At 63.5% G+C, this 26,363-nt stretch carries 30 protein-coding genes and 2 tRNA genes; 17 read left to right on the top strand and 15 right to left on the bottom strand.

Translation table 11 applies throughout. The features are described 5' to 3' along the window. Positions 1-131: 131 nt before the first annotated feature. The 3 genes from QW845_RS02555 (at position 132) to QW845_RS02545 (ending at position 1,175) form a co-directional block, all read left to right on the top strand. Positions 132-464, top strand: coding sequence for a Rieske 2Fe-2S domain-containing protein (locus QW845_RS02555; protein WP_315800082.1), 333 nt, complete (start codon positions 132-134; stop codon positions 462-464). Positions 465-677: 213 nt separating this feature from the next. Beyond that, positions 678-752, top strand: a tRNA-Glu gene (locus QW845_RS02550). A gap of 165 nt (positions 753-917) precedes the next feature. Continuing rightward, positions 918-1,175: a PilZ domain-containing protein gene (locus QW845_RS02545; protein ID WP_315712079.1), complete on the top strand. Its 258-nt coding sequence runs from the start codon at positions 918-920 to the stop codon at positions 1,173-1,175. A 316-nt stretch (positions 1,176-1,491) separates the two neighbouring features. Here the strand turns inward: QW845_RS02545 and QW845_RS02540 are convergent, their stop codons facing one another. Continuing rightward, the gene (locus QW845_RS02540) at positions 1,492-2,160 is read right to left on the bottom strand and encodes a glutathione S-transferase family protein (RefSeq protein WP_409997857.1); all 669 of its coding nucleotides are present in this window, start codon (positions 2,158-2,160) and stop codon (positions 1,492-1,494) included. A gap of 240 nt (positions 2,161-2,400) precedes the next feature. Continuing rightward, entirely contained in the window at positions 2,401-2,853 is a 453-nt protein-coding gene (locus tag QW845_RS02535; RefSeq protein ID WP_012044102.1) for a VOC family protein, read from the bottom strand. A 589-nt stretch (positions 2,854-3,442) separates the two neighbouring features. Between QW845_RS02535 and QW845_RS02530 the strand changes: the two genes are divergently transcribed. Continuing rightward, positions 3,443-3,745, top strand: coding sequence for an HU family DNA-binding protein (locus QW845_RS02530; RefSeq protein ID WP_172109121.1), 303 nt, complete (start codon positions 3,443-3,445; stop codon positions 3,743-3,745). Positions 3,746-4,211: 466 nt separating this feature from the next. Here the strand turns inward: QW845_RS02530 and QW845_RS02525 are convergent, their stop codons facing one another. Beyond that, complete coding sequence (locus QW845_RS02525; protein WP_315800080.1) at positions 4,212-4,361, bottom strand: hypothetical protein; 150 nt, start codon at positions 4,359-4,361, stop codon at positions 4,212-4,214. A gap of 134 nt (positions 4,362-4,495) precedes the next feature. Here QW845_RS02525 and QW845_RS02520 point away from each other — a divergent pair, with 134 nt between their 5' ends. Beyond that, a complete protein-coding gene (locus tag QW845_RS02520; RefSeq protein ID WP_315800079.1) occupies positions 4,496-4,780 on the top strand; it encodes a hypothetical protein in 285 nt (94 codons plus the stop codon). Between the two features lie 62 nt (positions 4,781-4,842). Here the strand turns inward: QW845_RS02520 and QW845_RS02515 are convergent, their stop codons facing one another. Further along, complete coding sequence (locus QW845_RS02515; protein WP_315712073.1) at positions 4,843-5,007, bottom strand: hypothetical protein; 165 nt, start codon at positions 5,005-5,007, stop codon at positions 4,843-4,845. A 365-nt stretch (positions 5,008-5,372) separates the two neighbouring features. Between QW845_RS02515 and QW845_RS02510 the strand changes: the two genes are divergently transcribed. The 7 genes from QW845_RS02510 to QW845_RS02480 all read left to right on the top strand — a co-directional run bounded on the left by QW845_RS02510 (position 5,373) and on the right by QW845_RS02480 (position 10,998). Next, the gene (locus QW845_RS02510; RefSeq protein ID WP_315800078.1) at positions 5,373-6,134 is read left to right on the top strand and encodes an SIR2 family NAD-dependent protein deacylase; all 762 of its coding nucleotides are present in this window, start codon (positions 5,373-5,375) and stop codon (positions 6,132-6,134) included. 200 nt (positions 6,135-6,334) lie between these two features. Then, positions 6,335-6,988 carry a cold-shock protein gene (locus QW845_RS02505; protein WP_315800077.1) on the top strand — a complete coding sequence of 218 codons (654 nt, stop codon included), beginning with the start codon at positions 6,335-6,337 and terminating at the stop codon, positions 6,986-6,988. Between the two features lie 156 nt (positions 6,989-7,144). Continuing rightward, a tRNA-Pro gene (locus QW845_RS02500) sits at positions 7,145-7,221 on the top strand. A gap of 556 nt (positions 7,222-7,777) precedes the next feature. Beyond that, entirely contained in the window at positions 7,778-7,987 is a 210-nt protein-coding gene (locus tag QW845_RS02495) for a hypothetical protein (RefSeq protein ID WP_315800076.1), read from the top strand. A gap of 23 nt (positions 7,988-8,010) precedes the next feature. Beyond that, on the top strand, positions 8,011-8,577 hold the full coding sequence (locus tag QW845_RS02490) for an ABC-three component system protein (RefSeq protein WP_315800075.1): 567 nt from the start codon (positions 8,011-8,013) through the stop codon (positions 8,575-8,577). Next, positions 8,574-9,095: an ABC-three component system middle component 5 gene (locus tag QW845_RS02485; RefSeq protein WP_315800074.1), complete on the top strand. Its 522-nt coding sequence runs from the start codon at positions 8,574-8,576 to the stop codon at positions 9,093-9,095. Before QW845_RS02490 ends, QW845_RS02485 begins: the two co-directional genes overlap by 4 nt. Further along, positions 9,085-10,998 (top strand): AAA family ATPase, encoded by a 1,914-nt coding sequence (locus QW845_RS02480; RefSeq protein ID WP_315800073.1) that lies wholly within the window; start codon positions 9,085-9,087, stop codon positions 10,996-10,998. Before QW845_RS02485 ends, QW845_RS02480 begins: the two co-directional genes overlap by 11 nt. A gap of 72 nt (positions 10,999-11,070) precedes the next feature. On the opposite strand, the gene QW845_RS02475 is transcribed toward QW845_RS02480, so the two are convergent. The 6 genes from QW845_RS02475 to QW845_RS02450 form a co-directional block, all read right to left on the bottom strand. After that, the gene (locus QW845_RS02475; protein ID WP_315800072.1) at positions 11,071-11,277 is read right to left on the bottom strand and encodes a hypothetical protein; all 207 of its coding nucleotides are present in this window, start codon (positions 11,275-11,277) and stop codon (positions 11,071-11,073) included. Between the two features lie 93 nt (positions 11,278-11,370). Then, positions 11,371-12,063 carry an ABC transporter ATP-binding protein gene (locus QW845_RS02470; RefSeq protein WP_315800071.1) on the bottom strand — a complete coding sequence of 231 codons (693 nt, stop codon included), beginning with the start codon at positions 12,061-12,063 and terminating at the stop codon, positions 11,371-11,373. Beyond that, a complete protein-coding gene (locus QW845_RS02465; RefSeq protein ID WP_315800070.1) occupies positions 12,060-13,295 on the bottom strand; it encodes an ABC transporter permease in 1,236 nt (411 codons plus the stop codon). The genes QW845_RS02470 and QW845_RS02465 overlap by 4 nt, the downstream gene beginning before the upstream one ends. After that, a complete protein-coding gene (locus QW845_RS02460; RefSeq protein ID WP_315800069.1) occupies positions 13,292-14,371 on the bottom strand; it encodes an efflux RND transporter periplasmic adaptor subunit in 1,080 nt (359 codons plus the stop codon). The genes QW845_RS02465 and QW845_RS02460 overlap by 4 nt, the downstream gene beginning before the upstream one ends. A gap of 42 nt (positions 14,372-14,413) precedes the next feature. After that, positions 14,414-14,818 carry a translational machinery protein gene (locus QW845_RS02455; RefSeq protein WP_315800068.1) on the bottom strand — a complete coding sequence of 135 codons (405 nt, stop codon included), beginning with the start codon at positions 14,816-14,818 and terminating at the stop codon, positions 14,414-14,416. Between the two features lie 175 nt (positions 14,819-14,993). Continuing rightward, positions 14,994-16,136, bottom strand: a complete 1,143-nt coding sequence (locus QW845_RS02450; RefSeq protein ID WP_315800067.1) for an OpgC domain-containing protein — start codon at positions 16,134-16,136, stop codon at positions 14,994-14,996. A 224-nt stretch (positions 16,137-16,360) separates the two neighbouring features. Here QW845_RS02450 and QW845_RS02445 point away from each other — a divergent pair, with 224 nt between their 5' ends. Beyond that, positions 16,361-16,666, top strand: coding sequence for an ETC complex I subunit (locus tag QW845_RS02445; protein WP_315800066.1), 306 nt, complete (start codon positions 16,361-16,363; stop codon positions 16,664-16,666). Positions 16,667-16,704: 38 nt separating this feature from the next. Here the strand turns inward: QW845_RS02445 and QW845_RS02440 are convergent, their stop codons facing one another. Further along, positions 16,705-17,193 carry an Lrp/AsnC family transcriptional regulator gene (locus tag QW845_RS02440; RefSeq protein WP_315800430.1) on the bottom strand — a complete coding sequence of 163 codons (489 nt, stop codon included), beginning with the start codon at positions 17,191-17,193 and terminating at the stop codon, positions 16,705-16,707. Between the two features lie 13 nt (positions 17,194-17,206). Then, complete coding sequence (locus QW845_RS02435; RefSeq protein WP_315800065.1) at positions 17,207-17,851, bottom strand: TetR/AcrR family transcriptional regulator; 645 nt, start codon at positions 17,849-17,851, stop codon at positions 17,207-17,209. A gap of 328 nt (positions 17,852-18,179) precedes the next feature. Here QW845_RS02435 and QW845_RS02430 point away from each other — a divergent pair, with 328 nt between their 5' ends. From QW845_RS02430 to QW845_RS02420, 3 genes are read left to right on the top strand one after another with little or no spacing between them, the layout of a single operon-like run. Further along, positions 18,180-19,787 carry a carboxyl transferase domain-containing protein gene (locus QW845_RS02430; RefSeq protein ID WP_315800064.1) on the top strand — a complete coding sequence of 536 codons (1,608 nt, stop codon included), beginning with the start codon at positions 18,180-18,182 and terminating at the stop codon, positions 19,785-19,787. Positions 19,788-19,789: 2 nt separating this feature from the next. After that, positions 19,790-21,796: an acetyl/propionyl/methylcrotonyl-CoA carboxylase subunit alpha gene (locus QW845_RS02425; RefSeq protein ID WP_315800063.1), complete on the top strand. Its 2,007-nt coding sequence runs from the start codon at positions 19,790-19,792 to the stop codon at positions 21,794-21,796. A gap of 22 nt (positions 21,797-21,818) precedes the next feature. Next, a complete protein-coding gene (locus QW845_RS02420; protein ID WP_315800062.1) occupies positions 21,819-22,733 on the top strand; it encodes a hydroxymethylglutaryl-CoA lyase in 915 nt (304 codons plus the stop codon). 65 nt (positions 22,734-22,798) lie between these two features. Here QW845_RS02420 and QW845_RS02415 read toward each other — a convergent pair whose 3' ends face one another. From QW845_RS02415 to dctP, 3 genes are read right to left on the bottom strand one after another with little or no spacing between them, the layout of a single operon-like run. Then, a complete protein-coding gene (locus QW845_RS02415; protein WP_315800061.1) occupies positions 22,799-24,157 on the bottom strand; it encodes a TRAP transporter large permease in 1,359 nt (452 codons plus the stop codon). Then, positions 24,154-24,699, bottom strand: a complete 546-nt coding sequence (locus tag QW845_RS02410; RefSeq protein WP_315800060.1) for a TRAP transporter small permease — start codon at positions 24,697-24,699, stop codon at positions 24,154-24,156. The genes QW845_RS02415 and QW845_RS02410 overlap by 4 nt, the downstream gene beginning before the upstream one ends. 3 nt (positions 24,700-24,702) lie before the next feature. Beyond that, positions 24,703-25,725, bottom strand: a complete 1,023-nt coding sequence (gene dctP, locus QW845_RS02405; protein ID WP_315800059.1) for a TRAP transporter substrate-binding protein DctP — start codon at positions 25,723-25,725, stop codon at positions 24,703-24,705. 364 nt (positions 25,726-26,089) lie between these two features. Between dctP and QW845_RS02400 the strand changes: the two genes are divergently transcribed. Continuing rightward, positions 26,090-26,326, top strand: a complete 237-nt coding sequence (locus QW845_RS02400) for a pentapeptide MXKDX repeat protein (protein WP_315800058.1) — start codon at positions 26,090-26,092, stop codon at positions 26,324-26,326. Positions 26,327-26,363: the final 37 nt, after the last annotated feature.

Below are 26,363 nucleotides of genomic sequence, written 5' to 3'. Positions count from 1 at the left end.
GATGCCGGGAAGGGCAGCAAGAAGGGTGCCACGGTCTTGTCGGGCTCGCGGGCACGGCGCGATCCTCGGAACGAGTCTTGCTCGGGCTGCTTCGCGTGCGATGTTCGCAACGGAAAGCATGAGGCCAGTGAATGTTCACCCGTGTCTGCAAGGCCGACACCATCGACGAAGGCGGCATGCGCCTCGTGATCGCCGATGCCCAGCTCATCATCCTGGCCTGGCCCGACGATGGCGAGCTCAAGGCGTTCCAGGGCGTCTGCCCGCACACCGCGGCGCCGATGGAGGAGGCCGGCTTCGACGGCCGCGTGCTCAGTTGCCCCGTGCACAATTGGACGTGGGATGCCCGTACCGGCGCACCGCTCCACCCTCCGGAGAGTGCGTTGGCCGCGTATCCGGTGAAGGTCGAGGACGGCGTGGTCTACATCGACACGGACGGCATCTCTCCGCTGTTTGCGGCCCGTTGAGCATGCGGGACCAGACTGGAAAGACCGGCACGGGGTGGCTTGCCCGGCCGGCGAAACGCCTCTATACGTTCGGCGCGCGGCACGGAATCACCGTCGGTGGTTCAGCCGACCTCGCAGATCATCGCCTCAAGCGGCTGATTTGCTGAAGGTTTTGCCGAAACGTGCAAGCGGCGATGGCACCGGGGCCTCGTGCCCTCTGGCATCGTGCGTATTGCTCCCTTCGTCTATCGGTCAGGACGCCACCCTTTCACGGTGGAGAGAGCGGTTCGATTCCGCTAGGGAGCGCCATTCCGCGCCGGCTTTCCTTCCATCTCCGATCTTGAAACGGACGGTTTGCGCCGAGACGTGTCGGCGCGGGGTCCTGCATCCATGAATCGCACGCCCAGTACGTGATCCGGTCAACCGTCCATTAGGGTCCTTGCCGTACTGCAGCGGGCGAGCAGGAGCAGGATGATGGCCGCGCCCAAGAAGCGGGAAGCCCGCAAATCGATGAAGCAGCCGGCGTGGATCACGCTGGATGGCGGGTTCGCCGTGCGCCATTGCCTGGTTCAGGACATTTCCAGCGCCGGCGCCAAGCTGACCTTGCAGGACGCGGCGGCGCTGCCGGCGACCATCCGGCTCGCCTTCGCGCGCGACGCAAGAACCGGCCGGCAGTGCCAGGTGGTGTGGCGCCGCGGCGCCTCGGTCGGCGTCAAGTTCATCGGCAAATAGACCAGTATCGCTTCACTGCCGCAGACGCGCTAACAAGCGGCATGTGTCGATCTCTCATCCTGGGCGTCCTCGCGGCGTTCGCCGCCGTGACCGTTGCGGCCGCCGGCTCGCCGGGGTCATCGCTTCTTGTGCCATCGCTTCCCGGGCCGAATAAGGCTGGGCCGAATAAGGCCGCACCCCGTTCAGGCGCCGCCACCAACAATCCCTGCGCGTCCTACGGTGCGAACTTCGTACGCGTCGAGGGAACCGATACCTGCGTGAAGGTCGGCGGCGCCCTGGGCGTCGAGATGGGCACCTCGGCCGGCCGCTGAGGCGCTCACGACAGCGGCGGCGCGATGTGGCGGATGAAGGCCGGGCGTTGCGCGATCTGTCCGTACCAGCGCGCGAGACTCGGCAGCTCCGGCTTGTCGACACCTTCGACTCCGAACCAGCGCCGCGCATAGGCGCCGAGCGCGATGTCGGCGAGCGTGAAGCGCTCGGCCTCGACATGGCTGCGCGTGGCCAGATGCGCGTCGAAGATGCGCCACATCGCCGCGGCGTCGTCGGCCGCCTTCTGCAAGGCGGGCATGTCGCGCTGCTCCGGTGGCGTACGCACCAATCCCCAGAACAGCGGACGCTCGATCGGCTGCACCGTCGACAGCGTCCAGTCCAGCCAGCGCTCCACCGCGGCGCGGTGCCGCGGCGTCGTCGGGTAGAGCGGCGTGCCGTCGCCATGAGCGAGGCAGAGGTAGCGCATGATCGCGTTGCTCTCCCACAGCACGAAATCACCCTCGACCAGGGTCGGGATGCGGCCGTTCGGATTCATCGCGAGATAGTCCGCTTCGTTGTTGCGGCCGTACTGCATGCCGGCGTCGATCCGGTCATAAGCGATCTCGAGCTCGGCGAGACACCAGAGCACCTTCTGCACGTTCACCGAATTGGGGCGGCCCCAGATCGTCAGTCTGTTGTCGGCGGACACGTTCGGCTCCTCTCTGGCGAGCGTCATCATTAGCGCATGTTACGCAAAAAGCCCCGCTCGTTGGCGGGGCTTTTCGGTCGAGCACGTCGTTCGCGGGATCAGCGGCCGAAGAACAGCCACAGCAGAATGATCACCGGAATCGGCACGCCCAACAACCACAATAGAATTCCACGACCCATCTCGGCCTCCTCGTATCCTCACCGTCAATCGGAGCGACAACGCGAGGGTGGCCTCGATGTTCCGGCCGGAATCACGCGGGCAGATGACTCACCAATGTCCGGTGTTCGGCATCGACAGCCAGGGCTCGGCGGGCGCCTTCGGCTCTCCCTTCTGCAACAGCTCGATCGAGTGCAGGTCGGGCGAGCGGACGAACGCCATGTTGCCGTCGCGCGGCGGCCGGTTGATGGTGATGCCGAGCTTCATCAGCCGGTCGCAGGTGGCGTAGATGTCGTCGACCTCATAGGCGAGATGGCCGAAGAAGCGGTCCTCGCCATAGCTCTCCTCGTCCCAATTGTAGGTGAGCTCGACCAGCGGGGCGCCGCGCGTCGGCGGCAGGCTCTTCAGCAGGTGTTCATCCTCGGGTGCGCAGAGAAACACCAGTGTGAAGCGACCCTTGTCGTTGTCGATCCGGCGCACCTCCTTGAGGCCGAGCGCATCGGAATAGAATTTGAGCGCGGCGTCGAGATTGCGCACGCGCAGCATGGTGTGGAGATAACGCATCGTTTCTTCTCTCCCTGAACTCGAAGCGGATGGTCAACGGCCGCCTGCGGACGCCGATCCATAGCAGCAATTCGTCCGCCCGTGTATCGAGCCCGATGCTGCGGCGATGCCGGCTCGCGCGGATGTGCGGTGCGCGCGGCGACGCATTCGATGGGCTGCGCGGTGTTGCGAAAGCCTCTCCGCATGCCCGCGAATCGCTGTTTTGGCAGTGATTCGCGGCATGGATGAACGGGCGCGATGCGACCGCATGCAGGTATTTCAGCGTGTTTCGCCTGCAATGTGCGGCCAAAATCACGCAGGACCGTCGAAAATGCCTAGAAATATAGGGGAAAATGAATCGCATGCTCCGTTCGATCGCCAACGCAGCTTGACTTCTGCGCGCTCCGTTGGAATTTTGGCGCCGCTGTGGGTGCTTCGGGGCCCCTTGAAATGCAGGAGAATCCCGAAAATCGCGGGGTGATACGCCACCAGACGACTGAAGTCCCGGCTGTGCAATGCAGCCAGAAAGCCCCGACCAGTCTGCGCAGCAATGCGCTGATAGCCGCGCAGTCGTCACGTCATTCACCAGTATCAATCACAAGGAGATACGATGGCTACCCAACTTTCCAAGTCGCAACTGATCGAGAAGATTGCGACCTCGACCGAGCTGTCCAAGCGCGACGTCAAGAACGTCATGGAGACGCTCACCGACGTCGGCCACAAGGAGCTGAAGAAGAACGGCGTGTTCCTGGTGCCGGGCTTCGCCAAGTTCGTCGTCGTCAAGAAGCCCGCCGTGAAGGCGCGCAAGGGCACCAACCCCTTCACCGGCGAAGAGATGATGTTCAAGGCCAAGCCGGCCCGCAAGATCGTGCGCGCGCGCCCGGTCAAGGCCGCCAAGGACGCGGTTGCCTGATCTGACCGTCAGTCACGGTCGTGATCACGTCAAAGGCCTCCCGGAAGGGAGGCCTTTTTCGTTGCGGCTATGTGGTTGCAGCGCGGCTGAGCGTTGCGGTCGCCGAAGCGCCGCCGTCCCCGGATCGCGAAGGTTGGCACCGCGGGGGCCCGAAAAACGACAGCAGCGCCAGCGCGACGGAATATCTTCGTCGCGTGGCGCCACCCTCGAGCACTGGGCCCTGAAATCCCCAGTACTGATCTGTCTCGGGGGGGCGCAGGCAGGTTCAAAGGATTTTGCGGGAAAATTGACCGGCCCCTGCGACCTCCGGCCCGCGCAGGAGCGCCGTCGCGCGTGCTGGGGAGAAGCCGGTGGATATGGCGCAGCAAGCCGTTGATCAGCAATCCGGAGAGTCCAGGCGAGGAGCTGTGGACAAGCGTTGGATCGACTGTGGATGAAGGCCCGGCGATCGCCGCAAAGCTCGGCTCTAGCGGCGCTCGCCGTTCAGATCCGCGCCGTCGTCCGCTCCTGTTTCAGGCGCTACACCGGCCGCCTCGGTCCTGGGATGACAGGACGCAAGCACGACGAATCCGCCATAGCCGATGATGTTGAACAGAAGTTCCAGCCAGGATGCCATCGCGGATTCCCCCCATGGCAGTGAACGTGTGGCGACGGTGACGGTTCCAGACGCGCGCGGCGGTGAGCCTGCCTGCAACCAACTCCCCAGCATCTGCGTTGTTTGGACGCACGGGAATTGGAGGACATTCGATCATGAGAAAGACATTGGCTGTTCTGGCGACCGCGGGCGCCGTCGCCATCACCGCACTGGCGGCACCCGCTCCGGCACAGGCGCGCGGCATCGGCCCGGGTCTCGCATTCGGCCTCGCGGCGGGAGCGCTGACCGCCGGCGCGATCGCGGCTTCGCACCCGTATTACTATGGTCCGGGCTACGGCTACTACGACTACGGCCCGCGTTACGTCTACGCGCCCGGGCCGTATGCCTATTACGGCGGACCGTACTATCATCGCTACCACCACTGGCGTCATCACTGGTAAGCGCCAGTCGTAAGGAGGAGGGCCCGGATGGCGAAAGCTTCCGGGCTCTTCTCTCATCCCTGCTATTCCGCGGCCTCGCCGCGCTGTGCCTTCTTCCACGCCAAGCGGGCATATTCCTCGCGTTCGCGCGCGAACTTCTCCTGGGTCGACTTGAACCGTGCAATCCTTGCGGTGATGTCGGCGCGCTCCTTCGCGCGGCGGTCGTCCTGCGTCTCGTTCTGCCTCACGGATCCTCTCTGCTCCGGTCGCTATCCGGCGAGCCTCGCCCTGAGACGCGTGACAAACTTCCTGGCGAATCGCTGGCGCGATGTGGATGTCCGATTGAGGCGTGATTGCGGACGCCCGGCCCCGCTGCAGGCGGCTCGCGCGTTTTGCTGGGGACAGAAGGCGAGCACCGCCAACGTCTTCAGGTAGAACGGAACGATCCGACTCGTCTTGCTTGCGGTCGCGTCGTTCACGGCTGGTTCCGGAGGATGCGGAGTGGCGCAACGACGCAGCCGGGCCGGACATGCTCGGAGGCGGGAGCCAGCTTGCCGTGCTATGAAGGGAGGACAATGATGGTGCGAGGTTTCATGGTTCGGGGCCGCCGCTGATGATTGCATCCGATCTGCACGACGGGGTGAACCGCCTGGGAGACATGATCGCTGCGGCGCGTGTGATCGTGCCCTTCACCGGTGCTGGAATATCGACCGAGACGGGCATTCCGGATTTCCGGTCTCCCGGCGGTCTATGGACGCGCAACCGGCCGATCCATTTCGACGAATTCGTCGCCAGCCAGGAGGCGCGGGACGAGGCCTGGCGGCGGCGCTTCGCGATGCAGGAGACGTTTGCCGCGGCGCGGCCCGGCCGCGGACATCTGGCGCTTTCGTCGCTCTACCGTGCGGGGAAAATTCCGGCCGTGATCACTCAGAACATCGACAACCTGCACCAGGACTCCGGTTTCGCGCCGGATCACGTCATCGAGCTGCACGGCAACACCACCTACGCGCGATGCATCGGATGCGGGCAGCGCTATGAGCTCACCTGGGTGCGCGAGCGCTTCGAGGCCGACGGGGCCGCGCCGGATTGCCCCGATTGCGCGGAGCCGGTGAAGACCGCGACGGTATCCTTTGGTCAGTCGATGCCGGAGCATGAAATGCAGCGCGCCACCGAGCTCGCGCAGCACTGTGATCTGTTCGTCGCGATCGGCTCGTCGCTGGTTGTGTGGCCGGCCGCTGGCTTTCCATTGATGGCAAAGCGGGCTGGCGCGCGACTCGTGATCATCAACCGGGAACCGACCGATCAGGACGACGTTGCCGACCTCGTTGTCCACCACGAGATCGGCGAAGTACTCGGATCGTTCGTCCGTAATTGAACGGAAATTGATGCATTTTTGTCGGCATCTCTGTTCATATGCCTCAGTGAAACCGATTTTTATCTATGCGCGGCACGAGGGAATGTTATCTTTGATTCGAGAGATTCGCGTGACTCATCGTGGGTATAGGTGGTGAGCACGTGTATGAGGGCGCCGTTGCAGGGGTGGCGGCTCACAATTCATATGTGAGGTCCGGGGTTATGGGGTCGGACGGATTTGAGTCCAAGAAGCTTGGGGTGCCGGTCGTTGGTGGTTCGACACCAACCCGGCTCGGGGCGGAATATCAAACCGGCGTCGCGCGCGACTCGGCAATCGATGCGATGACCGGTCTTGGCGAGAACCTCGTCGAAATCAGCGGCGTCATCAAATGGTTCGACGCCTCGAAGGGATACGGTTTCATCGTTCCCGACAATGGCTGGCCGGACGTGCTGCTGCACGTCACGGTGCTCAGGCGCGACGGCTACCAGACCGCCTATGAAGGGGCTCGCCTGGTGGTGGAGTGCGTGCAGCGCTCCAAGGGCTACCAGGCCTTCCGCATCGTCTCGATGGACGAGTCGACGGCGATCCATCCGGCGCAGATGCTGCCGCCGCGCACCCATGTCACGGTGACGCCGACCAGCGGGCTGGAGCGAGCCCAGGTCAAGTGGTTCAACCGCCTGCGCGGCTTCGGCTTCGTGACCTGCGGGGAAGGGAGCCCGGACATCTTCGTCCACATGGAGACCCTGCGCCGCTACGGCATGACCGAGCTGCGCCCCGGCCAATGGGTGCTGGTCCGCTACGGGCCCGGCTCCAAGGGCATGATGGCGGCCGAGATCCACCCCGAGACGGGCTCGCCGGCATTGTCCTCGCACTGAGTTGCTTGCGATCACTGCACTTGACGGCCCTGGAAAGGTGCTTTCCGGGGCCGTTTTCATGTCGGCTTCATCTTCACGGCCAGGCCGCGGTCTTGCTGCCGAGGCCGCGACCGTGTAGTGACGGGTTCGTCGAGGACAATCGTCCCTTGAGAACATCGGGGTATAGCGCAGCCTGGTAGCGCGGCAGTTTTGGGTACTGCAGGTCGTTGGTTCGAATCCAGCTGCCCCGACCAAAACAGAAAGAAAATCAGCGATTTACGAAACGTTGTCGATTTTTGGCGCGGCAGCACTTGGTACTGCAGGTCGTGCGCAGAATCCCCCCGCAAATTGCAGTGCTTTTCCTGGATGAGCATTAGGCGGTAACTCGGAGGTCCACCTGCGATCCTTTTAGATCAGGATGTGCGGAGTGCGAGCGCGCGCACAGGCTCTGTCGGTCGATTTCATTCTGGATGCGGTCGGCGTGCCATTGGAGCAGATCGTCCCGAAGGAAGCCGACGCGCAACGGAGCGAGAGGTCGCGCGAGATCGATCGGGCCTATCCGAACAGCCTTGAACGTGGACTTGAGAATCCTACTGTTGCGGTATTCGAAAAGCCGGGCCAGGGGCTTTCGATCCCTATCGCGAACCTTTCGGGCGCCGTCGCGGGGAGGGGGTGGGCGCCCCCCTTTGACATTGCTTGGGTCGTATAAGCTAAAGACGATGTTGCAACATGCGATTGACTCAGGCATTAGACTAAAACAACAACCTATACTTGCTGCACTTGGCCTGATACCAAATCGGTGGATTTCTGGTGATCGATTTCCTGACACAGCATGCATCGACGATTGGCAGCTTTTTAGCCGGCTTTGTTGGAGGCGGAGCGGTTGGCTCCTTGGTCACGCTTCGCATCAAAGGGCGCAACCAGTTGCCCGGCAAAGGCTCGATTGTTGATCAAAGCAGATCACGCGCCGGAGGCGATATTGTCGGGGGTAATAATGTCCGGAATGGTGGGCGTCGGTGAACCATGGAACGAACTAGGTTTCAATGACGACCTCCGTTGTTCAGACGGGAGCCAAGGCAGGTGGGGATGTCGTTGGCGGCCACAAGGTAGTTGAGACTCACTATCACCTTCCCGGCGAACCAGCAGGCATCGTTGGACAACTCCTCGTAAAGTTACAAGGCGAGATCAAGAACAACGAACGTGTTCGCCACACGATCGAAGATTTGGCGCGATTTCATACCAAGAGATCGATCGACGGCATCGAAGGCTTGGAGGCGAAGCTAGAAGCCGGAGGGCGTGCCAATGAATATCTCGCGGCTCTCGAAAAGAAGGAGATGTTCGTCAAGCTCCTAGAGCGGTGGTCTTTGTACGCCTCAGCGCAAGAGATATTTGTCTATTTGCTCGCGCAAGCGGAGCATCACTTCAATCTAACTATCCATCCGCAAATTGAGCAACTGAGCCCCGTTCAAGTAAATGCACTGATCAACCAGCTTATTATCACGCCAACGATTAATCAGGTCGGCGCTGACGTGTTTGTCCTCAATCACAATGTCTGCATGGGGATGATCTACTGGCTGGCCGAGCAGTGCTTCGTGAGGTGGCATCAATGATCCAACTCACATACGAGCCCGCGTTCGACTCGTTTCACGCGGCCTTCAGAGCTTTGCGGCTGCGAACCATTCTCTCCGTCGATAAACCGCTGCACCGCGATCATTTTAGAATACTTGACTACTATCAACTATTTCCTCACCGCATCGATGGGATTCGCCTCAAGCCTGAGCATCGGCGATACAAGCGTCTCGGTCCGATTTATGAGTCCAAGAAGCCCTATGGAGAGCAACCCGACGATAGACTTGTGTTTGATCGCATGGAGCCTCTCCAGGTGACTGCCTTGGATGCGTTGGCCGTGCGCGCCTACATCGACACAGAGGCCTGGAGCAGGGGTGAGGTTATCCCGACTGAAAAGCAACCGCCGGACGAACTTGACAGGCGTGTTCGTGAGGCCAACGCTAATGACGCGGATCTCGAAGAGTTCTTGGGAATTCTCGGTTCCGAGTACGACCTAAGCGGACCGAACGGTTTGAAGGCGCGGACTGGGCTCTTGGAGTACCGACAAGATGCGGTTTGACCCAACCCTCATAGTCAAGCGCCTCGTGGTCGAGCGCAACGGGCGATCGGCTTACGACGAGATGTTCCACGAGGGCGTGAACGTTGTCCGAGGCGAAAATAGTTCGGGCAAGTCAACGATCCTCAATTTTATCTTTTATGGACTTGGTGGAGATCTGTCGGATTGGAGTGAAACCGCGTTACTTTGCTCGCGAGTGCTGCTCGAGGTCGAACTGAATGGAAAATTGGCGACTTTAAGCCGCGACATCTCGTCCACGGCGGGGCAGGGGATGGAGATCTTCGGGGGGGACTATGAATCTTCGCTAATTGCACCGAGGGCCGATTGGATTAGGTATCCTTATAGGCGGTCGCCCAGTCAGGAGAGCTTCTCGCAGGCAATATTTCGGCTTCTTGGAATACCCGAGGTCGCGATGGATGTGTCTGGAAACATCACCATCAACCAGATTTTGCGACTTTTGTATTCTGATCAACTGAGTCCCGTAGAGGAGCTGTTTCGCCACGATAGCCGATTCGACTCTCCAGCGCTGCGTGACGCAGTGGGCCGTCTACTAGCTGGAGCATACGAGTCCGCGCTTTATGACAATGAAATTAAACTTCGCGAGATGACGCGTGAGTTTGATGCAAAGAATGCTGAATTGCGAAGTCTTTTTGCGGTACTCGGGCATTCTGGTCACAATCTCACGGTCGATTGGCTGGAGGCGCAGCGACGCTCACTCGAAGAAGAGCGTCTCGCGCTGCACTCAGAAATCGAGGTGTCGGAACGTAAGTTGTATGCTAGTGCAGCGGACGATCAGCTTACTCTGACAGCTCAGAACGACGTCTATAGATTGGTCCAAGAACTCCAGTCTCGACTTGGCAAAGCACGCCAAGAGCGTGATGCCCTCATGCTGTCCGTCGCCGATTCAGCCGCCTTTATAAATTCGCTTGAGCAGAAGCTTGCGGCGCTAAATGATTCATCGCTTGCCGCGCAGCATTTGGGTGACGTTACATTTAGCGTCTGCCCAGCCTGCTATGCGCCCCTTGATGCTAAGGAAAGCGGAACGCACCATTGCCATCTGTGCAAGACACCCTTTGATGGTGAGCACGGTCGGGGCCGTATTGTTACGTTGATCAACGACACTGCGCTCCAGCTAAAGCAATCTCGTTTGCTCCAGGGAAAGCGGACAGAAAGAATTGCCAAAACGGAAGTGGACCTGAGAGAGCTCGAAGCTCAATGGAGAGGCGCCTCCGAGCGGCTCTCTTCGCTGCAAAGGCTGCCCTCATCTGAGGCTCGCGAAGAGTTGCGATCGCTTCAGCGTCGATTAGGCTATCTCGATCGCCAGATCGAGGATCTTAGCGAGAAGGCCAGAATCATCCATGTGATCGATGAAATCTCGGCGAGGAAGAACGAGCTGAATGATGCGATGAACCAGCTCAAGACACTTGCCGATAAATTGAGGTTCAGCCAGCAGCGGCGACTGGAACAGGCATACACCGAGATCGCCGACGAGGTGCGAACCCTCTTGCGTCACGATCTTAGGCGGCAAGATACGTTCGAGACGGCGAACAATATTCAGTTTGACTTCTCTACCAACAAGATAAGCGTGGACGGCCACTCGTATTTCTCGGCCAGCTCCCGAGTAATACTTAAGAGCAGCTTTGTGCTGGGTTTCTTTGCAGCTGCGACCAAGGATCCGGCCTTCCGTCATCCCAGATTCGTTATGATCGACACCACCGAGGACAAGGGAATGGAACCCGAACGAAGCCACAACTTCCAAAACCAAATCCTGCGGGTCTCGCAAGAATCGAAAGTGCAGCATCAGGTTATCTACGCAACGGCAATGATCTCGCCCGATCTCGATGACGAGGACTATACGGTCGGGAAATTCTCGACCAGGGATGATGCTACCCTTGCGATCGACTAGTGGTGGCTTGGCGCTAAACTAGAATTCGTCCGGACACGTGGAGTCTTTGGTGGACCCTAGATCCGCAATTCGTCACACCGTTTGCATTCCTATTAACATGGCCAGGAAGTCTAATAATTGGAGATGCTTAGCCATTTCAGTTTGGCCATTGCGAATAGCTGGCGCGAACTGCGCGACGAGGCCGATAAAAAATTCGGATGCTCCCGCAGCGGCAAAACCCGGGAGCATCCGAAGTGTGCGGGTGAATCCGGGGAAGGAACATCCGCTGGCCGCCAGCATCCTCTGAATCGGAATCTCGCGTCTTTGCGCTAGATCAAATCGGGCGTGGGCGGCGGTTCGCGCGTCGGCCGTGCCGAGGTCGCGGCGGGGGGATCAGCGCGCCAGCTCGTCCTGCGCCAGCCGGCCGTCGATGATGTGCACGCGCCGTTGCATCTGAGCGGCGAGGTTGAGGTCGTGCGTGACCGCGACCACCGTCTTGCCGCGCAGGGTGACGAGATCGCGCAGGATGCCGAACACCTGCGCGGTCGCGGCGGTGTCGAGGCTGCCGGTCGGCTCGTCGGCGAGGATGACGGGAGGATCGTTGGCGAGCGCGCGCGCCACCGCCACGCGCTGGCGCTGGCCGCCCGACAGCTTGTCCGGCGTCTTGCGCAGATGCTCGGCGAGGCCGAGCGAGCTCAGCAGCTCCTCGGCGCGCGTGGTGATGGCGCGCGGCGACAGCCGTGCCAGCGCGCGCATCGGCAGCGCGACGTTCTCGGTGATCGAGAATTCCGGCAGCAGGAAATGAAACTGGAAGACGAAGCCGAGCCGTGACAGCCGCACCTCGGCGCGCTCGTCCTCGTTCATGCCCGTCGTCGAGCGGCCGTCGATCAGCACGTCGCCCTGGCTCGGCAGGTCGAGCAGGCCGAGCAGATAGAGCAGCGAGGATTTTCCCGAGCCCGACGGTCCGGTGATGGCGATGAGCTCGCGCGGATGGATCACGAGATCGATGTCGGCGACCAGCGTCACCGGCACCTCGCCGGGCAGCACCTTCGTCACTTGCCGCGCCTCGATCAGGGGCGGGCTCACGTCGCGCCCCGGATGATGTCGACCGGATGCAACCGCGCCGCGGCGCGGGCCGGAAAGTAGCCGGCGACGGCGCTGGAGATCAGCGCGACCGCGCCCGCCAGCAGATAGTGCTTCAGCGAATACAGCACGGGCAGATGATTGTAGTCGGAGAACGGCGTCTTGAACTCGAGCGAGGCGAGCCCGCGGGTGAGCAGGTAGCCGAGCGCCCAGCCGAGAGCGGCACCGGTCAGGCCGATGAACAGCGCCTCGACGATGAAGATGGTGCGGACCGTGCGGTCGCGGAAGCCGAGCGACTTGAGGATGGCGATGTCGCGGGTCTTCTCGTGGGTGATGGTCGAGATGATGTTGTAGGTGCCGAAGCTCGCGACCAGCAGGATGGCCCCGACGATGGTGTACATCAGCACGTTGCGCAGCGTGATCGCCGACAACAGGTCCTCCTGCGCCTCCTGCCAGGAGACCGCCTTGTAGCCGGTCTGCTCGCCGATGCGCTCGCTGATCAGGCGCGCCTGCATCGGATCGTTGGTGCGGACGCGGATCTCGTTGATGATCCCGGTCTGGCGCTCCAGGATCTGCGCGGTGCGCAGCAGCACGTAGCCGGTGGTCTCGTCGGTGCCGCGGAAGCCGGAATGGAAGGTGCCGACGACGGTCGCGTTCATGCTGACGCCCTGGGCCGAGGCGAGCGTGATGTTGGAGTTGACCCGCGCGCCGATCTTGGCCGCGAGCCGGTCACCGAGCAGGATCGCGTGCGAGGACCGGTACAGCGAATTGAGGTTGCCCTGCCGCATGTGGCTCGCCAGCGTCGAGACCTGGCCCTCCGTGCGCGGATCGATGCCGATGATCGCGACCGTGAGGTTGCGGCCGGCGAAGCGCAGCACGGCCTTGGACTGCACCGACGCCGTCAGCGCGCCCGGCACCCAGCCCTGCAGCGAGGCGATGGTGGCCATCGGGTTCTTGATGCCGGGGCGGCGGACGTTCGGGGTCAATCGGTGGAATTCGGCTGCCGCATAGATCTGATCGGCCGGCTGACGGGTCGGCTGGCGCAGCTCGTCGGTGATCGAAATGTGCGGCAGCGCATCGACCAGCGTGCGGATGAAGTCGTCCTGGGAGCCCTCCATCATCGCCGCCATCATCACCGAAAACGCCACGCCGGTCATCACGCCCGCGATCGCGACCAGCGTCTGGCGGACGCGATGGCGCACATGGGTCCAGGCGATGGTCAGGACGAGGCTCATGGCGACGACGTCTCGGGCCCGATCACGCGGATCCGCTCGCCGTCCTTGATGTCGGCGGTCGCGGGCGCTGCGACCAGCTCGCCCTCGCGGGCGCCGTCGAGGATCTCGACCGCCGCGGAGCCGCGGATGCCGATCCGCACCGCGCGCCGCTGCACACGGCCGCCTTCGATCACCATGAGGCTGCCATTGACGATGGCATTGGCCGGCGCGAGCAGGGTGTCGGCCGTCTCCCGGCTGACGATGTTGGCCTCGACGCTCATGCCGACGCGCAGCGGCGTGTCGTCCGGCAAGCCGATCCGCACGCGGAACGTCTTGGCCACGGGATCGCCCGCCGGCGTGATCTGCTTCACCGTCCCGGGCAGGGCCTGGTTTCCGAACGCATCGGCGCGCAGCAGCGCCTTCTGCCCGACCTGGACACGGGGGATGTCCTCCTCGTTGACGTCGGCGACGACCCAGAGCGGCTTCTCCAGGCCGACGCGGTAGAGGATGGTGCCGGGATCGACCATGTCGCCGACCTCGCCGTCCTCCTTGAGGACGACGCCGTCCATCGGCGCTACCAGCTTGAAGTAGTCGAGGCGCTGGGTCTGGGCCGCGATCTGGGCACGGATGCGGGCGAGATCGCTTTCGGAGCGCTGGTAGGCTTGCGAGGTGGCCGCCCCGCGGGCCAGCAACTGCGACTGTCGCTCGAACTCGTGGCGCTGGAATTCCTCCTGTGCACGCAGATCGTTCAAGGTGGCCAGCGCCTCCTTGTCGTCGAGCCGCGCCAGCAAGTCGCCGGCCTTGACCGACTTGCCCTCGCAGCGGCAGCGCTCGATGATGCGGCCGCGGACCAGCGGCGTGCTCCGCGACCACGTCTCCGGCTCCACGGCGCCGGTCGCATACACGATCTCGGCCGCCGTGCCGCGGGTGATGCGGGCGGTCGCAATCAGCGGTCCACGCCCCCACCATGCGGCAAGCCCAGCCAGTGCGCCGGACAGCAGGATGATCGAGAGCAGGCCGCGCCACGGAAAACGACGCCGGCCGCGATCGACGGCCGGCGTGGCAGCAATGGCGTTGGATTGGTCCGGCGACAGCATGTCCATGATCGAACGGACCCTGCGACGGGAGAAAGGCTATACTTAGCCCGTAGTGCCCGTCGCCACGCGGGGCGGAGCCATCTTGAAGTGCTGCTTGGCATAGGCGACGATCTGGCGATCGGTCGGGTGATCGGCGGCTTCGACGCCGACGATGCGCTTTCCGACCGCAGGATGCTTCTCGTGCAGGTACTTGGCAAGCTCGGTCTTGGCGCCGGCCGGGCCGATGATCAGGATCTCGCCGGCGTCATCGAGCGCGTGCGCGACCTCTTCGAGGAAATTCTTGTCGGGCGCCGCGTGGCCGCTGCCGATCTCGTTGGCCTTGTGGTGCAGATGCTTGGTCTGCAGGTGCGGATGCAGCGTCAGCTCGTCGGCACCGGTCAGTCCGATGTGGAACACCTTGGCCTCGCTGTGATCGAGCCACACGACGGCATGGAAATGGGTCGGCATGATCTGGTCCTTGTCAGCAAATCACCGCTTGCGCAGCCTCGCGCGTTCGCAAGCGAACGCGCGCCGCGGGAAGCGGCTCCGTTGGTGATGCAAACCTTAGCGAGCCCGATCGGGCCCGGCTTGATGCAGGTCAACGGAGGCGGGGCGCGACCACGCGCCCCCAATGGCGCGAAGTCTACTTCGGCGCGGGCGGCTTCGGCTGCGGCTTGTCCTGCCGCTTCGACCAGGAGATGTAGTAGGCGACGGTTGTCATGATCGCGATGCCCGCCGCGCTGACCAGGATCTGCGCCAGCAGCGAGCCCGAGCTCAGCATCAGGGTGAAGTGGCCGATGAAGGACAGGAACACGCCGACGCAGAACACCGCCAGCGACTGTTGGCCGCAGACGATGAGGGGATCGAACGCCTTCCACTCCAGGCCCGGCCATTCCTTCGGCACGAACCGGATGACCAAAATGACGATCACCACGAAATGCAGGAAGCGGTACGGCGCGAGATTGGTCTTGTCGTTCGGGTTGAAGGCCGCATAGAGCCAGTTCGGAAACATCGATCCGAGCTCAGGGAAGCGGCCGGCCATCGTCATGACCAGTGCGAGCACCATGTAGGCGATGCAGAAATAGAGCGTGGCCGGCGCCATGATGATGCCCATCGAGCGGCGGGCGCCGCCGAGCGCGCACCAGGAGCCGAACACGAACAGCACCTGCCAGCAATACGGATTGAAGTACCAGGTGCCCGCCGGATAGGCCGCGAAATTCCAGCCCATCTGTCGCGCCAGGAGCCAGAGCACGATCGAGGCGATCATGGTCAGGTCGGGCTGGCGCAGCATCATCCACAGCACCGGCGGGAAGAAGCCCATCAGCACGATGTAGAGCGGCAGCACGTCGAGATTGACCGGCTTGAACTTCAGGATCAGTCCCTGGGCCAGCGTATCGCTGGCGTGGTCGACGAGGCCTGCGACGTTGAACTCGTCGATGATCTCGGAGACGCCGAACCGCGTCGCCAGATAGCTGATGGCCACGATATAGATCACGAACAGCACGATGTGGGCGACGTAGAGCTGCCACACCCGCTTGAACAGCCGGGTGGCGCCGACGATGAAGCCGCGGTCGATCATCATGCGCGCATAGACGAACGAGGCGGTATAGCCGGAGATGAAGACGAACAGGTCGGCGGCGTCGCTGAAGCCGTAATTCCGCGTGGTGATCCAGTTCACCACATTGTCCGGGATGTGATCGAGAAAGATCGCCCAGTTGGCGATTCCGCGAAACAGGTCGAGCCGCAGGTCGCGCCCGCGCTCGGGCAGCGTGGCATTGATTTTCATGGCCGCTTCAACGCACTGTTTTGAATGGAAAACGTTCGGGGAGCAGAGGGCGCCGTGGCAGTCGACCGAGATTGTCACGGGACGGCAGAATGACTATACGGGGCACGATAGACGGTCACGTCCTGGATGGGAATCACCGTTCCGTGCTGGATCTTGCCTGTACCCCATCCCTGCCGTTTCCGCCAAACGCATGACGACCTCAGCTTCCAGGGGCTCTTCCAGCCATGACCGCACGCATTTTCAAGCCCGCCAAGAACGCGATGCAATCGGGCAAGGCCAAGACCAGGGACTGGCAGTTGGATTATGAGCCGGAGCAGCCGCGTTCGGTCGAGCCGCTGATGGGCTGGACGTCCTCCTCGGACATGAAGCAGCAGGTCACCTTGCGCTTCGATACCAGGGACGAGGCGATCGCCTATTGCGAGCGCAAGGGCATTCCCTACCAGGTGATCGAGCCGAAGGAGCCGGTGAAGCGGCAGATCGCCTATGCCGACAATTTCTCGTTCCGCCGCGGTGAGCCGTGGACGCACTGATTTGGACGCATTGAGGGGCCGGCTCGGCCGTCATCCGTTCAACCTGTTTGAGGCGGCCCGCCGGAGATGGGCAGCGGGGCGTCCTTGGACAGGCCGAGCACCGGGAAGCTCCTGATGGCCCGGACGCCGGGCAGGGCGGCGAACTGGCGCAGCTGGCGGCTCATGCCTTCGACGCCGGTCGACACGCATTTCAGCAGGAAATCCGCATCTCCCGACAGCCGCCAGCATTGCTGGACCCAGGGCAACGTCACGATCGCGGCCTCGAACGACTCCAGTGCCGTCTGGTGCTGGCTGTCGAGCTGAATCGACACGAACGCGACCACCTCATAGCCCAGCGACCGTTCATCGATGCTGGCGCGGATGGATTTGATCACGCCGCTGCTGCGCAGCGTCCGCACCCGGCGCAGGCAGTTCGGATGCGAGATCCCGACCCGGTCGGCGAGCTCGTTGATGCGGATCCGGCCATCGGCCTGGAGCTCCGCCAGGATCCTGCGATCGATCGCGTCGAGCTCCGGGCTGCCAGCCATCGGCGCGGCCCGTTCAGCCGGTCGGGCGATCAGGCCGGCCACCGCCGGCCGGATCAGGCTCGGCGGTGCGCGGCATGACGCCCGAGAGCACGAGCTTCTCGTGGGCCGCGATGATCGCCTCCCTGGTGAGCCGGCCGCCGGGACGGTACCAGCTGCACAGCCCGGTCAGGAGCGCGATGATGGCAAAGGTCGCGACCTGGATGTCGTCGACGTCGAACACGCCTTGCGCCACGCCGTCGCTGAGGATGTCGGCCAGCCGGCGCTCATAGGCGCCGCGCAGCGCCACCACCGCCTCGTAGTTGCGGGGATCGAGGCTGCGCAGCTCCGAATTGGCGATGAAGACCTCGCGCTTCCGGGTCATGTGATAGCTGACGTGGAAGGCGACGAATGCCCGGAGGCGTTCGACCGGACCCTGGGTGTCGCGGAGCGCCTGCTCGAGCTCGTGCAGCAGGTCGTTGATGTGGTCCTGGATCAGCTCTGCCAGCAGCTCCTGCTTGGTGCTGATGTGATTGTAGAGCGAGCCCGGCTGGATGCCGACCTCGGCGGCGAGCTGGCGCAGGCTCATGGCCTCATAGCCGTGCTGGAAGATCAGCCGCAGGCCGGCCCTGCGGATCGCCTCCATCGTCGTCGGACCATGTGACCCGATCGTGCGCGCCATCTCGTCCTCGCTGGACCGTCCCGATGCCGATCGCGGCGGATCCGCCACGGTAGGGGGTCCCGTAGTGAAGTCTGAAAATTCCGTGGTCTCAAGCAAATGCTGCTCGCCCCGGACCCTACAATAATCCGCTTGAGAATAGAATTTAAAAACGTATGATCGTTTAATTCGAGAAGGACCGATGGCCGCAAACCGGGCCGCCGGCGGGCAGGGAGGACAGCATGCGGGCAAAGATGGTACACCCGGGCTCGCAGCGGCCTGAACGGCCGCGACCGCTCTGACGCGTGCTCCCACGGCTTCCCCCTCCAGCCCCGCAACGAAGACGCCGGTCATGACGCTTCACTCCACGATCGATCCATCGTCCTCCAATTTCGCCCGCAATGCCGACGCCATGCGCGCGCTGGTCGCCGACCTCAGAACGAAGCTGGGGCAGGTCGCCGAGGGCGGCGGCGAGGCCTCGCGCAAGCGGCATTTGTCGCGCGGCAAGATGCTGGCGCGCCAGCGCGTCGACCTGCTGCTCGACCCCGGAACGGCGTTCCTGGAGCTGTCGCCATTGGCCGCGCACGGGCTCTATGGCGGCGACGTCCATTCGGCGAGCATCGTGACCGGCATCGGCCGCATCGCGGGGCGCGAATGCGTCGTCGTCGCCAACGACGCCACCATCAAGGGCGGCACCTACTACCCGATGACGGTGAAGAAGCATCTGCGCGCCCAGGACATCGCGCGGCAGAACAATCTGCCCTGCGTCTACATGGTCGATTCCGGCGGCGCGTTCCTGCCGCTGCAGGACGAGATCTTCCCGGACGAGCGGCATTTCGGCCGGATCTTCTACAACCAGGCGCAGATGTCGGCGCAGGGCATTCCGCAGATCGCGATCGTGATGGGCTCGTGTACGGCAGGCGGCGCCTATGTGCCGGCGATGTCGGACGAGAGCATCATCGTGCGCAACCAGGGCACGATCTTCCTCGGCGGTCCGCCGCTGGTGAAGGCGGCGACCGGCGAGGTCGTCAGCGCCGAGGAGCTCGGCGGTGCCGACGTGCATTCGCGACAGTCGGGCGTGACCGATCACTACGCGCAGAACGATGCCCATGCGATCGGCATCGCCCGCCGCATCGTCGGCACCCTGAAGCCGCCGGGCGCGCGCACCGTGCTGAACATGCGCGAGGTGCGCGAGCCGCGCTATGCCGCGGAAGAGATCTATGGCGTCGTGCCGGTCGACGGCCGCAAGCCGTTCGACGTGCGCGACATCATCGCGCGGGTGGTCGACGGCTCGGAGTTCGACGAGTTCAAGAAGCTCTACGGTCAGACGCTGGTGTGCGGCTTCGCCCACATCTGGGGCCATCCGGTCGGTATTATCGCCAACAACGGCATCCTGTTCAGCGAGAGCTCGCTGAAGGGCGCGCACTTCATCGAGCTGTGCTGCCAGCGCAACATTCCGCTGGTGTTCCTGCAGAACATCACCGGCTTCATGGTCGGCAAGAAATACGAGGCCGGCGGCATTGCCCGCGACGGCGCCAAGCTGGTGACGGCGGTCGCGACCGCGTCGGTGCCGAAGTTCACCGTCGTGATCGGCGGCTCCTACGGCGCCGGCAATTACGGCATGTGCGGCCGCGCCTATGCGCCGCGCTTCCTGTGGATGTGGCCGAACGCGCGCATCTCGGTGATGGGCGGCGAGCAGGCCGCGATGGTGCTGAGCCAGGTCCGGCGCGACGGCATCGAGGCCAAGGGCGAGAGCTGGCCGGCGGAAGAGGAAGAGAAATTCCGCAGCCCCATCCGCGCGCAATACGAGGCGCAGGGCAATCCGTACTACGCGACCGCGCGGCTGTGGGACGACGGCGTGATCGATCCCGCCGATACCCGCCTCGTGCTCGGCCTTGGATTGTCTGCTGCCGCCAATGCCCCGGTCGAGCCGACCAAGTTCGGCCTGTTCAGGATGTGATCATGGCTCGTCCCGGATTGTATCGTCGTTTTCGCAAGCTCCTGATCGCCAACCGCGGCGAGATCGCCGTGCGCGTCATCCGCACGGCGCGCGCCATGGGATTGAAGACCGTCGCGGTCTATTCGGAGGCCGACCGCAACGCGCTGCACGTCGCGCTGGCCGACGAAGCGGTCCTGCTCGGCCCTGCGCGCGCCCGCGACTCCTATCTCAACATCGAGCGGCTGATCGAGGCCGCCAAGCAGACCGGTGCCGAGGCCGTTCATCCCGGCTATGGCTTCCTGTCCGAGAGTGCCGAGTTCGCACAGGCCTGTCTCGATGCGGGGCTGGTGTTCGTCGGGCCGACCGCGGCGATGATCACGGCGATGGGGTCGAAGTCCGGCTCGAAGTTTCTGATGGAGCAGGCGGGCGTGCCGCTGGTGCCCGGCTATCACGGCGAGGCGCAGGATGACGCCACGCTCGCCAATGAAGCCGCGCGGATCGGCTTTCCCGTGCTGATCAAGGCGTCCGCCGGCGGCGGCGGCCGCGGCATGCGCGTGGTTCACGCGGCCGGCGACCTCACTGATGCCGTCACCAGCGCCAAGCGCGAGGCCAAGGCGGCGTTCGGCGACGACCGCGTGCTGATCGAGAAGTTCGTCGAGAGCCCGCGTCACATCGAGGTGCAGATCGTCGGCGACAGCCACGGCAATCTGGTCTCGCTGTTCGAGCGCGAATGCACCCTGCAGCGCCGGCACCAGAAGGTGATCGAGGAGGCGCCGTCGCCGACGTTGACGCCGGCGCAACGGGACACGGTGTGCGCTGCGGCGCGTCGCGCGGCGGGCGCGGTGAACTATGTCGGCGCCGGCACCATCGAGTTCGTCTCCGACGGCCGCGACGTGTTCTTCATCGAGATGAACACGCGTCTGCAGGTCGAGCATCCCGTCACCGAGTTGATCACCGGGGTCGATCTCGTCGAATGGCAGTTGCGCGTCGCCTTCGGCGAAGAGCTGCCGCTGACGCAGGACCAGATCCGGTTGCATGGCCATGCCATCGAGGCGCGCGTCTACGCGGAGAATCCCGCCAAGAACTTCATGCCCTCAGTCGGCACGATCAAGACCTGGCGGCTTCCCGCTGAAACCGGCGGCCTGCGCATCGATGCCGGCTATCGCGAGGGCGATGCGGTCTCGCCCTATTACGACGCGATGCTCGCCAAGATGATCGCCTGGGCGCCGACCCGCGAGGTCGCGATCGAGCGGCTCAACCGCGGCCTTGACGACACCGACGTCCGAGGCATCGTCAGCAACATCCCGTTCCTGTCGTCGCTGCTGACGCATCCCGACGTCGTGGCGAACGCGATCGACACCGGTTTCATCGAGCGCCATCTGACGCATTTGACCCAGTCAGGAGCGGTGGCCGGCGACCTCGAGCTCTGTGCCGCGGTTGGGGCCATTCTCATCGGCGAGCAGATCGCGGCTGCGAAGGAGCAAGGCTCGCCGTGGCGCGCATCCGGCTGGATGCCGGTGGGACTGCGACAGCGCGTGTTCTCGTTCCGCCAAAGCGCGGGTAATGAACCGCGGACCGCCACGCTGGCCTATGGTCCCGGCGTGCAGCGCCTGTCGATCGCGGGCCGTGAGACCTCGTTCTCGGCTATCCCGACTGATGACGGCGGCTTCGACCTTGTGTGCGACGGCGTCAAATCCCATGTGGTGGCCGTCATCGAGGGCCATGAGCTGTACCTGCGGACCCGCAACGGTCGTTTCGACCTGCATTGGATCGATCCGTTCGGCGGAGACGACGAGGAGCAGGCCGGCGAGGACAAGATCGTGGCGCCGTTGCCGGGGACCGTCGTGGCGCTGCTTGCGCAGGAAGGCGCCGTCCTGGAGAAGGGTGCGGCGATCCTGACGCTCGAAGTCATGAAGATGGAGCAGACCCTGCGGGCGCCGTTCGCAGGCCGGCTCACGGCGATCAAGTGCAAGGTCGGCGACATCGTGCAGGAAGGCGTCGAACTGGCGGACCTCGAACCGTCCGCCTGATCCTCGAACCGGAGAGGTCGGCATGAGCGAGAGCGTGCGCATCATCGAAATGGGCCCGCGCGACGGCCTGCAGAACGAGAAGACGTTGGTCGGCGTGGCCGATCGCATCGCCTTTGTCCGCGCGCTGGTGAACGCCGGCCTGGCGACCGTCGAGGTCGGCGCCTTCGTCTCGCCCAAGGCGATCCCGCAGATGGTGGGATCGGATGAGGTGATGCGCAGCGTGTCTGCGCTGCCCGGCGAATTCCATGTGCTGGTGCCCAATGTGAAGGGCTATGAGGCCGCGCGCGCTGCGGGCGCCAGGGTGATTTCCGTATTCACGGCGGCCTCTGAGAGCTTCTCCCGCGCCAACATCAACTGTTCAATCGCGGAGTCGCTGGAGCGCTTCAAGCCGGTGATCGCCCACGCCAGGACCGACGGCGTCAAGGTGCGCGGCTACGTCTCCTGCGCGCTCGGCTGTCCCTATGAAGGCGAGATCAAGCCGCAGGCGGTAGCCGGCGTGGCGAAGGCGCTGTGGGACCTGGGCTGCTACGAGGTCTCGCTGGGCGACACGATCGGCGTCGGCACGCCGCTCAAGGCCAAGCAGATGCTGCGCGCCGTCTGCGACGATGTGCCGGTGATGCATCTTGCGATGCATTTCCACGACACCTACGGCCAGGCGCTGGCCAATCTCTATGCGGGCATGGAGGAGGGCGTCCGCGTCATCGATGCCGCCGCCGGCGGCCTCGGCGGCTGCCCGTTCGCTCCGGGCGCGACGGGAAATGTCGCGACCGAGGACGTCGTCTACATGCTCGAAGGCATGGGCATCCGCACCGGCGTCGACATGACGAAACTGCTGGCCGCCACCAACGAGATCAGCCGGCTGCTCGGCCGGCCCCCGGTCAGCCGCGTTGCCGGCGCGCTGAATGCGAAGAACAGGCGAGCAGCGAATGGCGAATAGCGAACGGGGGCTGAACCTATCGCCAATCCCTATTCGCTACGTCCTAGTCGCCATTCGCCGCTGCGTCAGCGGCTGAGATCCGGCCCCATCACGAGATCCGGCAGCGCCGTCGAGATCTGCGGCACGAAGCAGAGCAGCAGCACGGCGGCCATCATCAGCAGGACGAACGGCAGCGTGCCCCAGATCACCTCGCGCAGCGGGATGTCCGGCGCGACGTTCCTGATGACGAAGATGTTGAGACCCACCGGCGGGTGAATCAGGCCCATCTCCATCACGATCGTCATCACCACGCCGAACCAGATGATGTCGAAGTTTGCTGCCCGCAACGGCGGCAGGATGATCGGCGCCGTCATCAGGATGATCGATACCGGCGGCAGGAAGAAGCCGAGCACGACCACCATCAGCAGGATCGCGAACAACAGTTCCCAGCGCGGCAGGTGCATCGCCACGATGGACTCCGCCACCGACTGCGAGATGTGCAGGTAGCTCATCACGTAGGAGTACAGCAGCGACATGCCGATGATCAGCATCAGCATGGTCGATTCGCGCAGCGTCGCCTTCATGATGGGCGCGAGATCGGCCGGGCTCCACACGCGGTAGATGATCGCGATCAGCACGAGCGCGAGGATGCCGCCGAGACCGGCTGTTTCCGATGGCGTGGCGAGGCCGCCATAGAGCGCGACCATGACGCCGGTCAGGAGCAGCACGAACGGAATCACGCGTGGCAGCACGGAGAAGCGCTGCGCCATCGTAAAATCGTCCTTGGTCAGGATGTCCGACCACGCGCCCGACTTCTCATAGACGGCTTTCGCGCGCGCATATTCCTGCCGGAAGCGCACCACCGAATAGACGCCGAACAGGGTCACCAGCAGCAGCCCGGGGCCGATACCGGCCAGGAACAGCCGTCCCAGCGATTTCTCCGCCGCGATCGCGAACAGGATCATCGTAATCGAGGGCGGAAGCAGAATACCGAGCGTGCCGCCGGCGGCGATGATGCCTGCGGCGAAGCCGCCGGAATAGCCGCGCTTGCGCATCTCGGGAATTCCGGCCGAACCGATCGCCGAGCAGGTCGCGGGGGACGATCCCGCCATCGCCGCGAACAGCGCGCAGGCGAACACGTTGGCGACGCCCAATCCGCCGGGCACGCGATGCAGCCACGCGTGCAGCGCCGAGTAGAGATCCTGGCCTGCGCGGGAGCGGCCGATCGCCGCGCCCTTGAGGATGAACAGCGGGATCGACAGCAGCGTGATCGACGCCATTTCCTCGTAGACGTTCTGCGTCACCGTATCGAGCGACGCGGTCGGCATGTAGATGGCCATGAACACGACGGCGACGGCGCCGAGCGCGAACGCGATCGGCATGCCCGCGAACATCGCAAACAGGGTCGAGAGTCCGTAGGCAACCCCAATTCCGAACACGCTCATCGACGCGCTCCGGTCAGCGGAGCCACGATCTGCAGCAGCATCTGCAGGCACAGCAGGGTCATTCCCGCGGCCATCAGGCCGTAGGGAATCGCCAGCGGCGGCGACCACATCGAATTCGAGACCTGACCATCGACCCAGGCCTCATGTGTCAGGGTCCAGGATTTCCAGGTGAAGAAGGCACAAAACAAAAAGCTCGCGACGTCGACCAGCCAGAGCCTGATCTTGTTGGCGAGCGGCGACATCAGCCCAACGAAGGCTTCGATGCTGACGTGGCCGCGATGCTCCTGCACATAGGCTGCAGTCATGAAGGTTGCGCCGACGAGCAAGAACACGGCGGCTTCGTCCTGCCAGTAGTTGGCGGCCTTGAACAGTGCACGGCCCGCCACGCTGTAGCTCAGGATGAGGCAGGCCGCGACCAGTGCGAACGCGGCCAGAACGACGATGATACGATTGAGCAGCGAGACAACACGCTGGAGCGGCGCCAGCGGACCGCTGGCGCCGATGGCTGTCGTGGCCTCGGTATCGAGAACGGGCGCGTGCATCAATCAGGCCGCGACGTCGGAGGCGAGTTTGAGGAGCTTGGCGCAGTTCGCGGACCTGCCGCCATAGTCCTTCCAGGCCGTGTCACGGGCAATGTCGCGCCATTTGTTGACGGTCTCGACATCGAGCTCCGTAACCTTGGCGCCGGCCTTTTCGTAGACCTTGGCGACTTCGATGTCGTCGTCCTGCGCGCCCTTGCGCCCGAACGCCTCCATCTCCGCGCCGACCGCGAGGATGATGTCCTGTTGGTTCTTCGGCAGCTTGTCGAACGAGGCCTTGGACATCATCAGCGGCTCGAGCATGAACCAGTACGACGCCTTGGCTCCGGAGGTGAGGGCCTTCGACACCTCTTCCAGCCGGAACGAGATCAGGCTGGTCGACGAGGTAATGCCGGCATCGCAGGCACCGGTCTGCATCGCGGTGTAGATTTCGTTCGATGGAACCGACAGCACCGAGGCGCCGGCGGTCTGCAGCACCATGTCCATCTCGCGCGAGCCGCCGCGCACCTTCATGCCTTTGGCATCCTCGGGCGTAACCAGCGGCCGCGATCGGCTGGCGACGCCGCCCGCCTGCCAGACCCAGGTGAGCAGCATGATGCCCTTGTCGGCCAGAAAATCGCTCAGCGTCTTGCCAACCGGCTCGTTCTTCCAGCGCATGCCCTGGTCGTAGGTGGTGACCAGACCCGGCATCAGCCCGATGTTGGTCTCGGGCACCTCGCCGCCGGCGTAAGGCATCGGATACAGGCTGATGTCGAGCGCGCCCTTCCGCATGGCCGAGAATTGCGCGACGGTCTTGATGAGCGAGGAGTTCGGATAGATCTCGGTCGCGATCTCGCCGCCAGAGCGCTTCGCAACCTCCTCGGAGAACACCCGGCAGAGCCGGTCGCGGAAATCGCCCTTGTCGATGGTGCCGCCGGGAAACTGGTGGGAGATCTTCAGCGTCGTTGCGGCGTGAGCCGTACCGGTCCCAAAACGCAGAATGGCCGGCGCAGCGAGCGCGGATGCGATGACATGACGGCGTGTGAGCATGAGATTTCCCCTGGACAACTTCTGGTTGGGTTCCCGACCCGGGTTCGTTGGCGTGACTTATACCAGCCAATCTACCGGACTTACCTCTAGCCGAACTAGACAGTTCGTTCGAGGCCAAATGCATGGGAAGCGACATATTGCTGCGGCGCACGTACCGGCCTGTGAATCCCTTGCGCGGGTTGTACTAACATGATCTTGCCGGGCAAAATTGTGTCCTCGATTCCGGAACGCGACGCATTCGAGTCAAATTTGATCGAACAAAATTCTCGCTCGCGCTCGTAACAATCGCCTTCATCGGAACGTCGATATCCAGGAACGGCGCGTCCGTCGCCGTCGAACCCTGTCATACGAAGGAGCGATCATCATGACCAATCGTAGCCGCCTCATCCTCGGAATCTCCGCCGCCGCCCTCGCGTTCAACATGGCCGCCGCGCCGGCGGCCTTCGCGGAGGACAAGATGAGCAAGGACGATGGGATGAAGAAGGGCGCGATGTCCCACGACGGCATGAAGAAGGACTCGATGGCGAAGGACTCCATGAAGAAGGACGACGCCATGTCCAAGGACGGGATGAAGAAGGACGACGGCATGATGAAGAAATAAGTCGTCTCGCCCGGCATCGTGCGATGGGACGACCGTA

The sequence above is a fragment of the Bradyrhizobium sp. SZCCHNS3002 genome, from assembly GCF_032377435.1.
Taxonomy (GTDB): domain Bacteria; phylum Pseudomonadota; class Alphaproteobacteria; order Rhizobiales; family Xanthobacteraceae; genus Bradyrhizobium.
This window is presented reverse-complemented; position numbering and strand designations above follow the sequence as displayed.

Bases quoted from the DNA above. Each gene is read 5' to 3' on its own strand.
- QW845_RS02555 (WP_315800082.1), top strand. From the start codon at position 132: ATGTTCACCCGTGTCTGCAAGGCCGACACCATCGACGAAGGCGGCATG.
- QW845_RS02545 (WP_315712079.1), top strand. From the start codon at position 918: ATGGCCGCGCCCAAGAAGCGGGAAGCCCGCAAATCGATGAAGCAGCCG.
- QW845_RS02540 (WP_409997857.1), bottom strand. From the start codon at position 2,160: ATGACGCTCGCCAGAGAGGAGCCGAACGTGTCCGCCGACAACAGACTG.
- QW845_RS02535 (WP_012044102.1), bottom strand. From the start codon at position 2,853: ATGCGTTATCTCCACACCATGCTGCGCGTGCGCAATCTCGACGCCGCG.
- QW845_RS02530 (WP_172109121.1), top strand. From the start codon at position 3,443: ATGGCTACCCAACTTTCCAAGTCGCAACTGATCGAGAAGATTGCGACC.
- QW845_RS02525 (WP_315800080.1), bottom strand. From the start codon at position 4,361: ATGGCATCCTGGCTGGAACTTCTGTTCAACATCATCGGCTATGGCGGA.
- QW845_RS02520 (WP_315800079.1), top strand. From the start codon at position 4,496: ATGAGAAAGACATTGGCTGTTCTGGCGACCGCGGGCGCCGTCGCCATC.
- QW845_RS02510 (WP_315800078.1), top strand. From the start codon at position 5,373: ATGATTGCATCCGATCTGCACGACGGGGTGAACCGCCTGGGAGACATG.
- QW845_RS02505 (WP_315800077.1), top strand. From the start codon at position 6,335: ATGGGGTCGGACGGATTTGAGTCCAAGAAGCTTGGGGTGCCGGTCGTT.
- QW845_RS02490 (WP_315800075.1), top strand. From the start codon at position 8,011: ATGACGACCTCCGTTGTTCAGACGGGAGCCAAGGCAGGTGGGGATGTC.
- QW845_RS02485 (WP_315800074.1), top strand. From the start codon at position 8,574: ATGATCCAACTCACATACGAGCCCGCGTTCGACTCGTTTCACGCGGCC.
- QW845_RS02480 (WP_315800073.1), top strand. From the start codon at position 9,085: ATGCGGTTTGACCCAACCCTCATAGTCAAGCGCCTCGTGGTCGAGCGC.
- QW845_RS02475 (WP_315800072.1), bottom strand. From the start codon at position 11,277: ATGCTGGCGGCCAGCGGATGTTCCTTCCCCGGATTCACCCGCACACTT.
- QW845_RS02465 (WP_315800070.1), bottom strand. From the start codon at position 13,295: ATGAGCCTCGTCCTGACCATCGCCTGGACCCATGTGCGCCATCGCGTC.
- QW845_RS02460 (WP_315800069.1), bottom strand. From the start codon at position 14,371: ATGCTGTCGCCGGACCAATCCAACGCCATTGCTGCCACGCCGGCCGTC.
- QW845_RS02455 (WP_315800068.1), bottom strand. From the start codon at position 14,818: ATGCCGACCCATTTCCATGCCGTCGTGTGGCTCGATCACAGCGAGGCC.
- QW845_RS02450 (WP_315800067.1), bottom strand. From the start codon at position 16,136: ATGAAAATCAATGCCACGCTGCCCGAGCGCGGGCGCGACCTGCGGCTC.
- QW845_RS02445 (WP_315800066.1), top strand. From the start codon at position 16,361: ATGACCGCACGCATTTTCAAGCCCGCCAAGAACGCGATGCAATCGGGC.
- QW845_RS02440 (WP_315800430.1), bottom strand. From the start codon at position 17,193: ATGGCTGGCAGCCCGGAGCTCGACGCGATCGATCGCAGGATCCTGGCG.
- QW845_RS02435 (WP_315800065.1), bottom strand. From the start codon at position 17,851: ATGGCGCGCACGATCGGGTCACATGGTCCGACGACGATGGAGGCGATC.
- QW845_RS02430 (WP_315800064.1), top strand. From the start codon at position 18,180: ATGACGCTTCACTCCACGATCGATCCATCGTCCTCCAATTTCGCCCGC.
- QW845_RS02425 (WP_315800063.1), top strand. From the start codon at position 19,790: ATGGCTCGTCCCGGATTGTATCGTCGTTTTCGCAAGCTCCTGATCGCC.
- QW845_RS02420 (WP_315800062.1), top strand. From the start codon at position 21,819: ATGAGCGAGAGCGTGCGCATCATCGAAATGGGCCCGCGCGACGGCCTG.
- QW845_RS02415 (WP_315800061.1), bottom strand. From the start codon at position 24,157: ATGAGCGTGTTCGGAATTGGGGTTGCCTACGGACTCTCGACCCTGTTT.
- QW845_RS02410 (WP_315800060.1), bottom strand. From the start codon at position 24,699: ATGCACGCGCCCGTTCTCGATACCGAGGCCACGACAGCCATCGGCGCC.
- dctP (WP_315800059.1), bottom strand. From the start codon at position 25,725: ATGCTCACACGCCGTCATGTCATCGCATCCGCGCTCGCTGCGCCGGCC.
- QW845_RS02400 (WP_315800058.1), top strand. From the start codon at position 26,090: ATGACCAATCGTAGCCGCCTCATCCTCGGAATCTCCGCCGCCGCCCTC.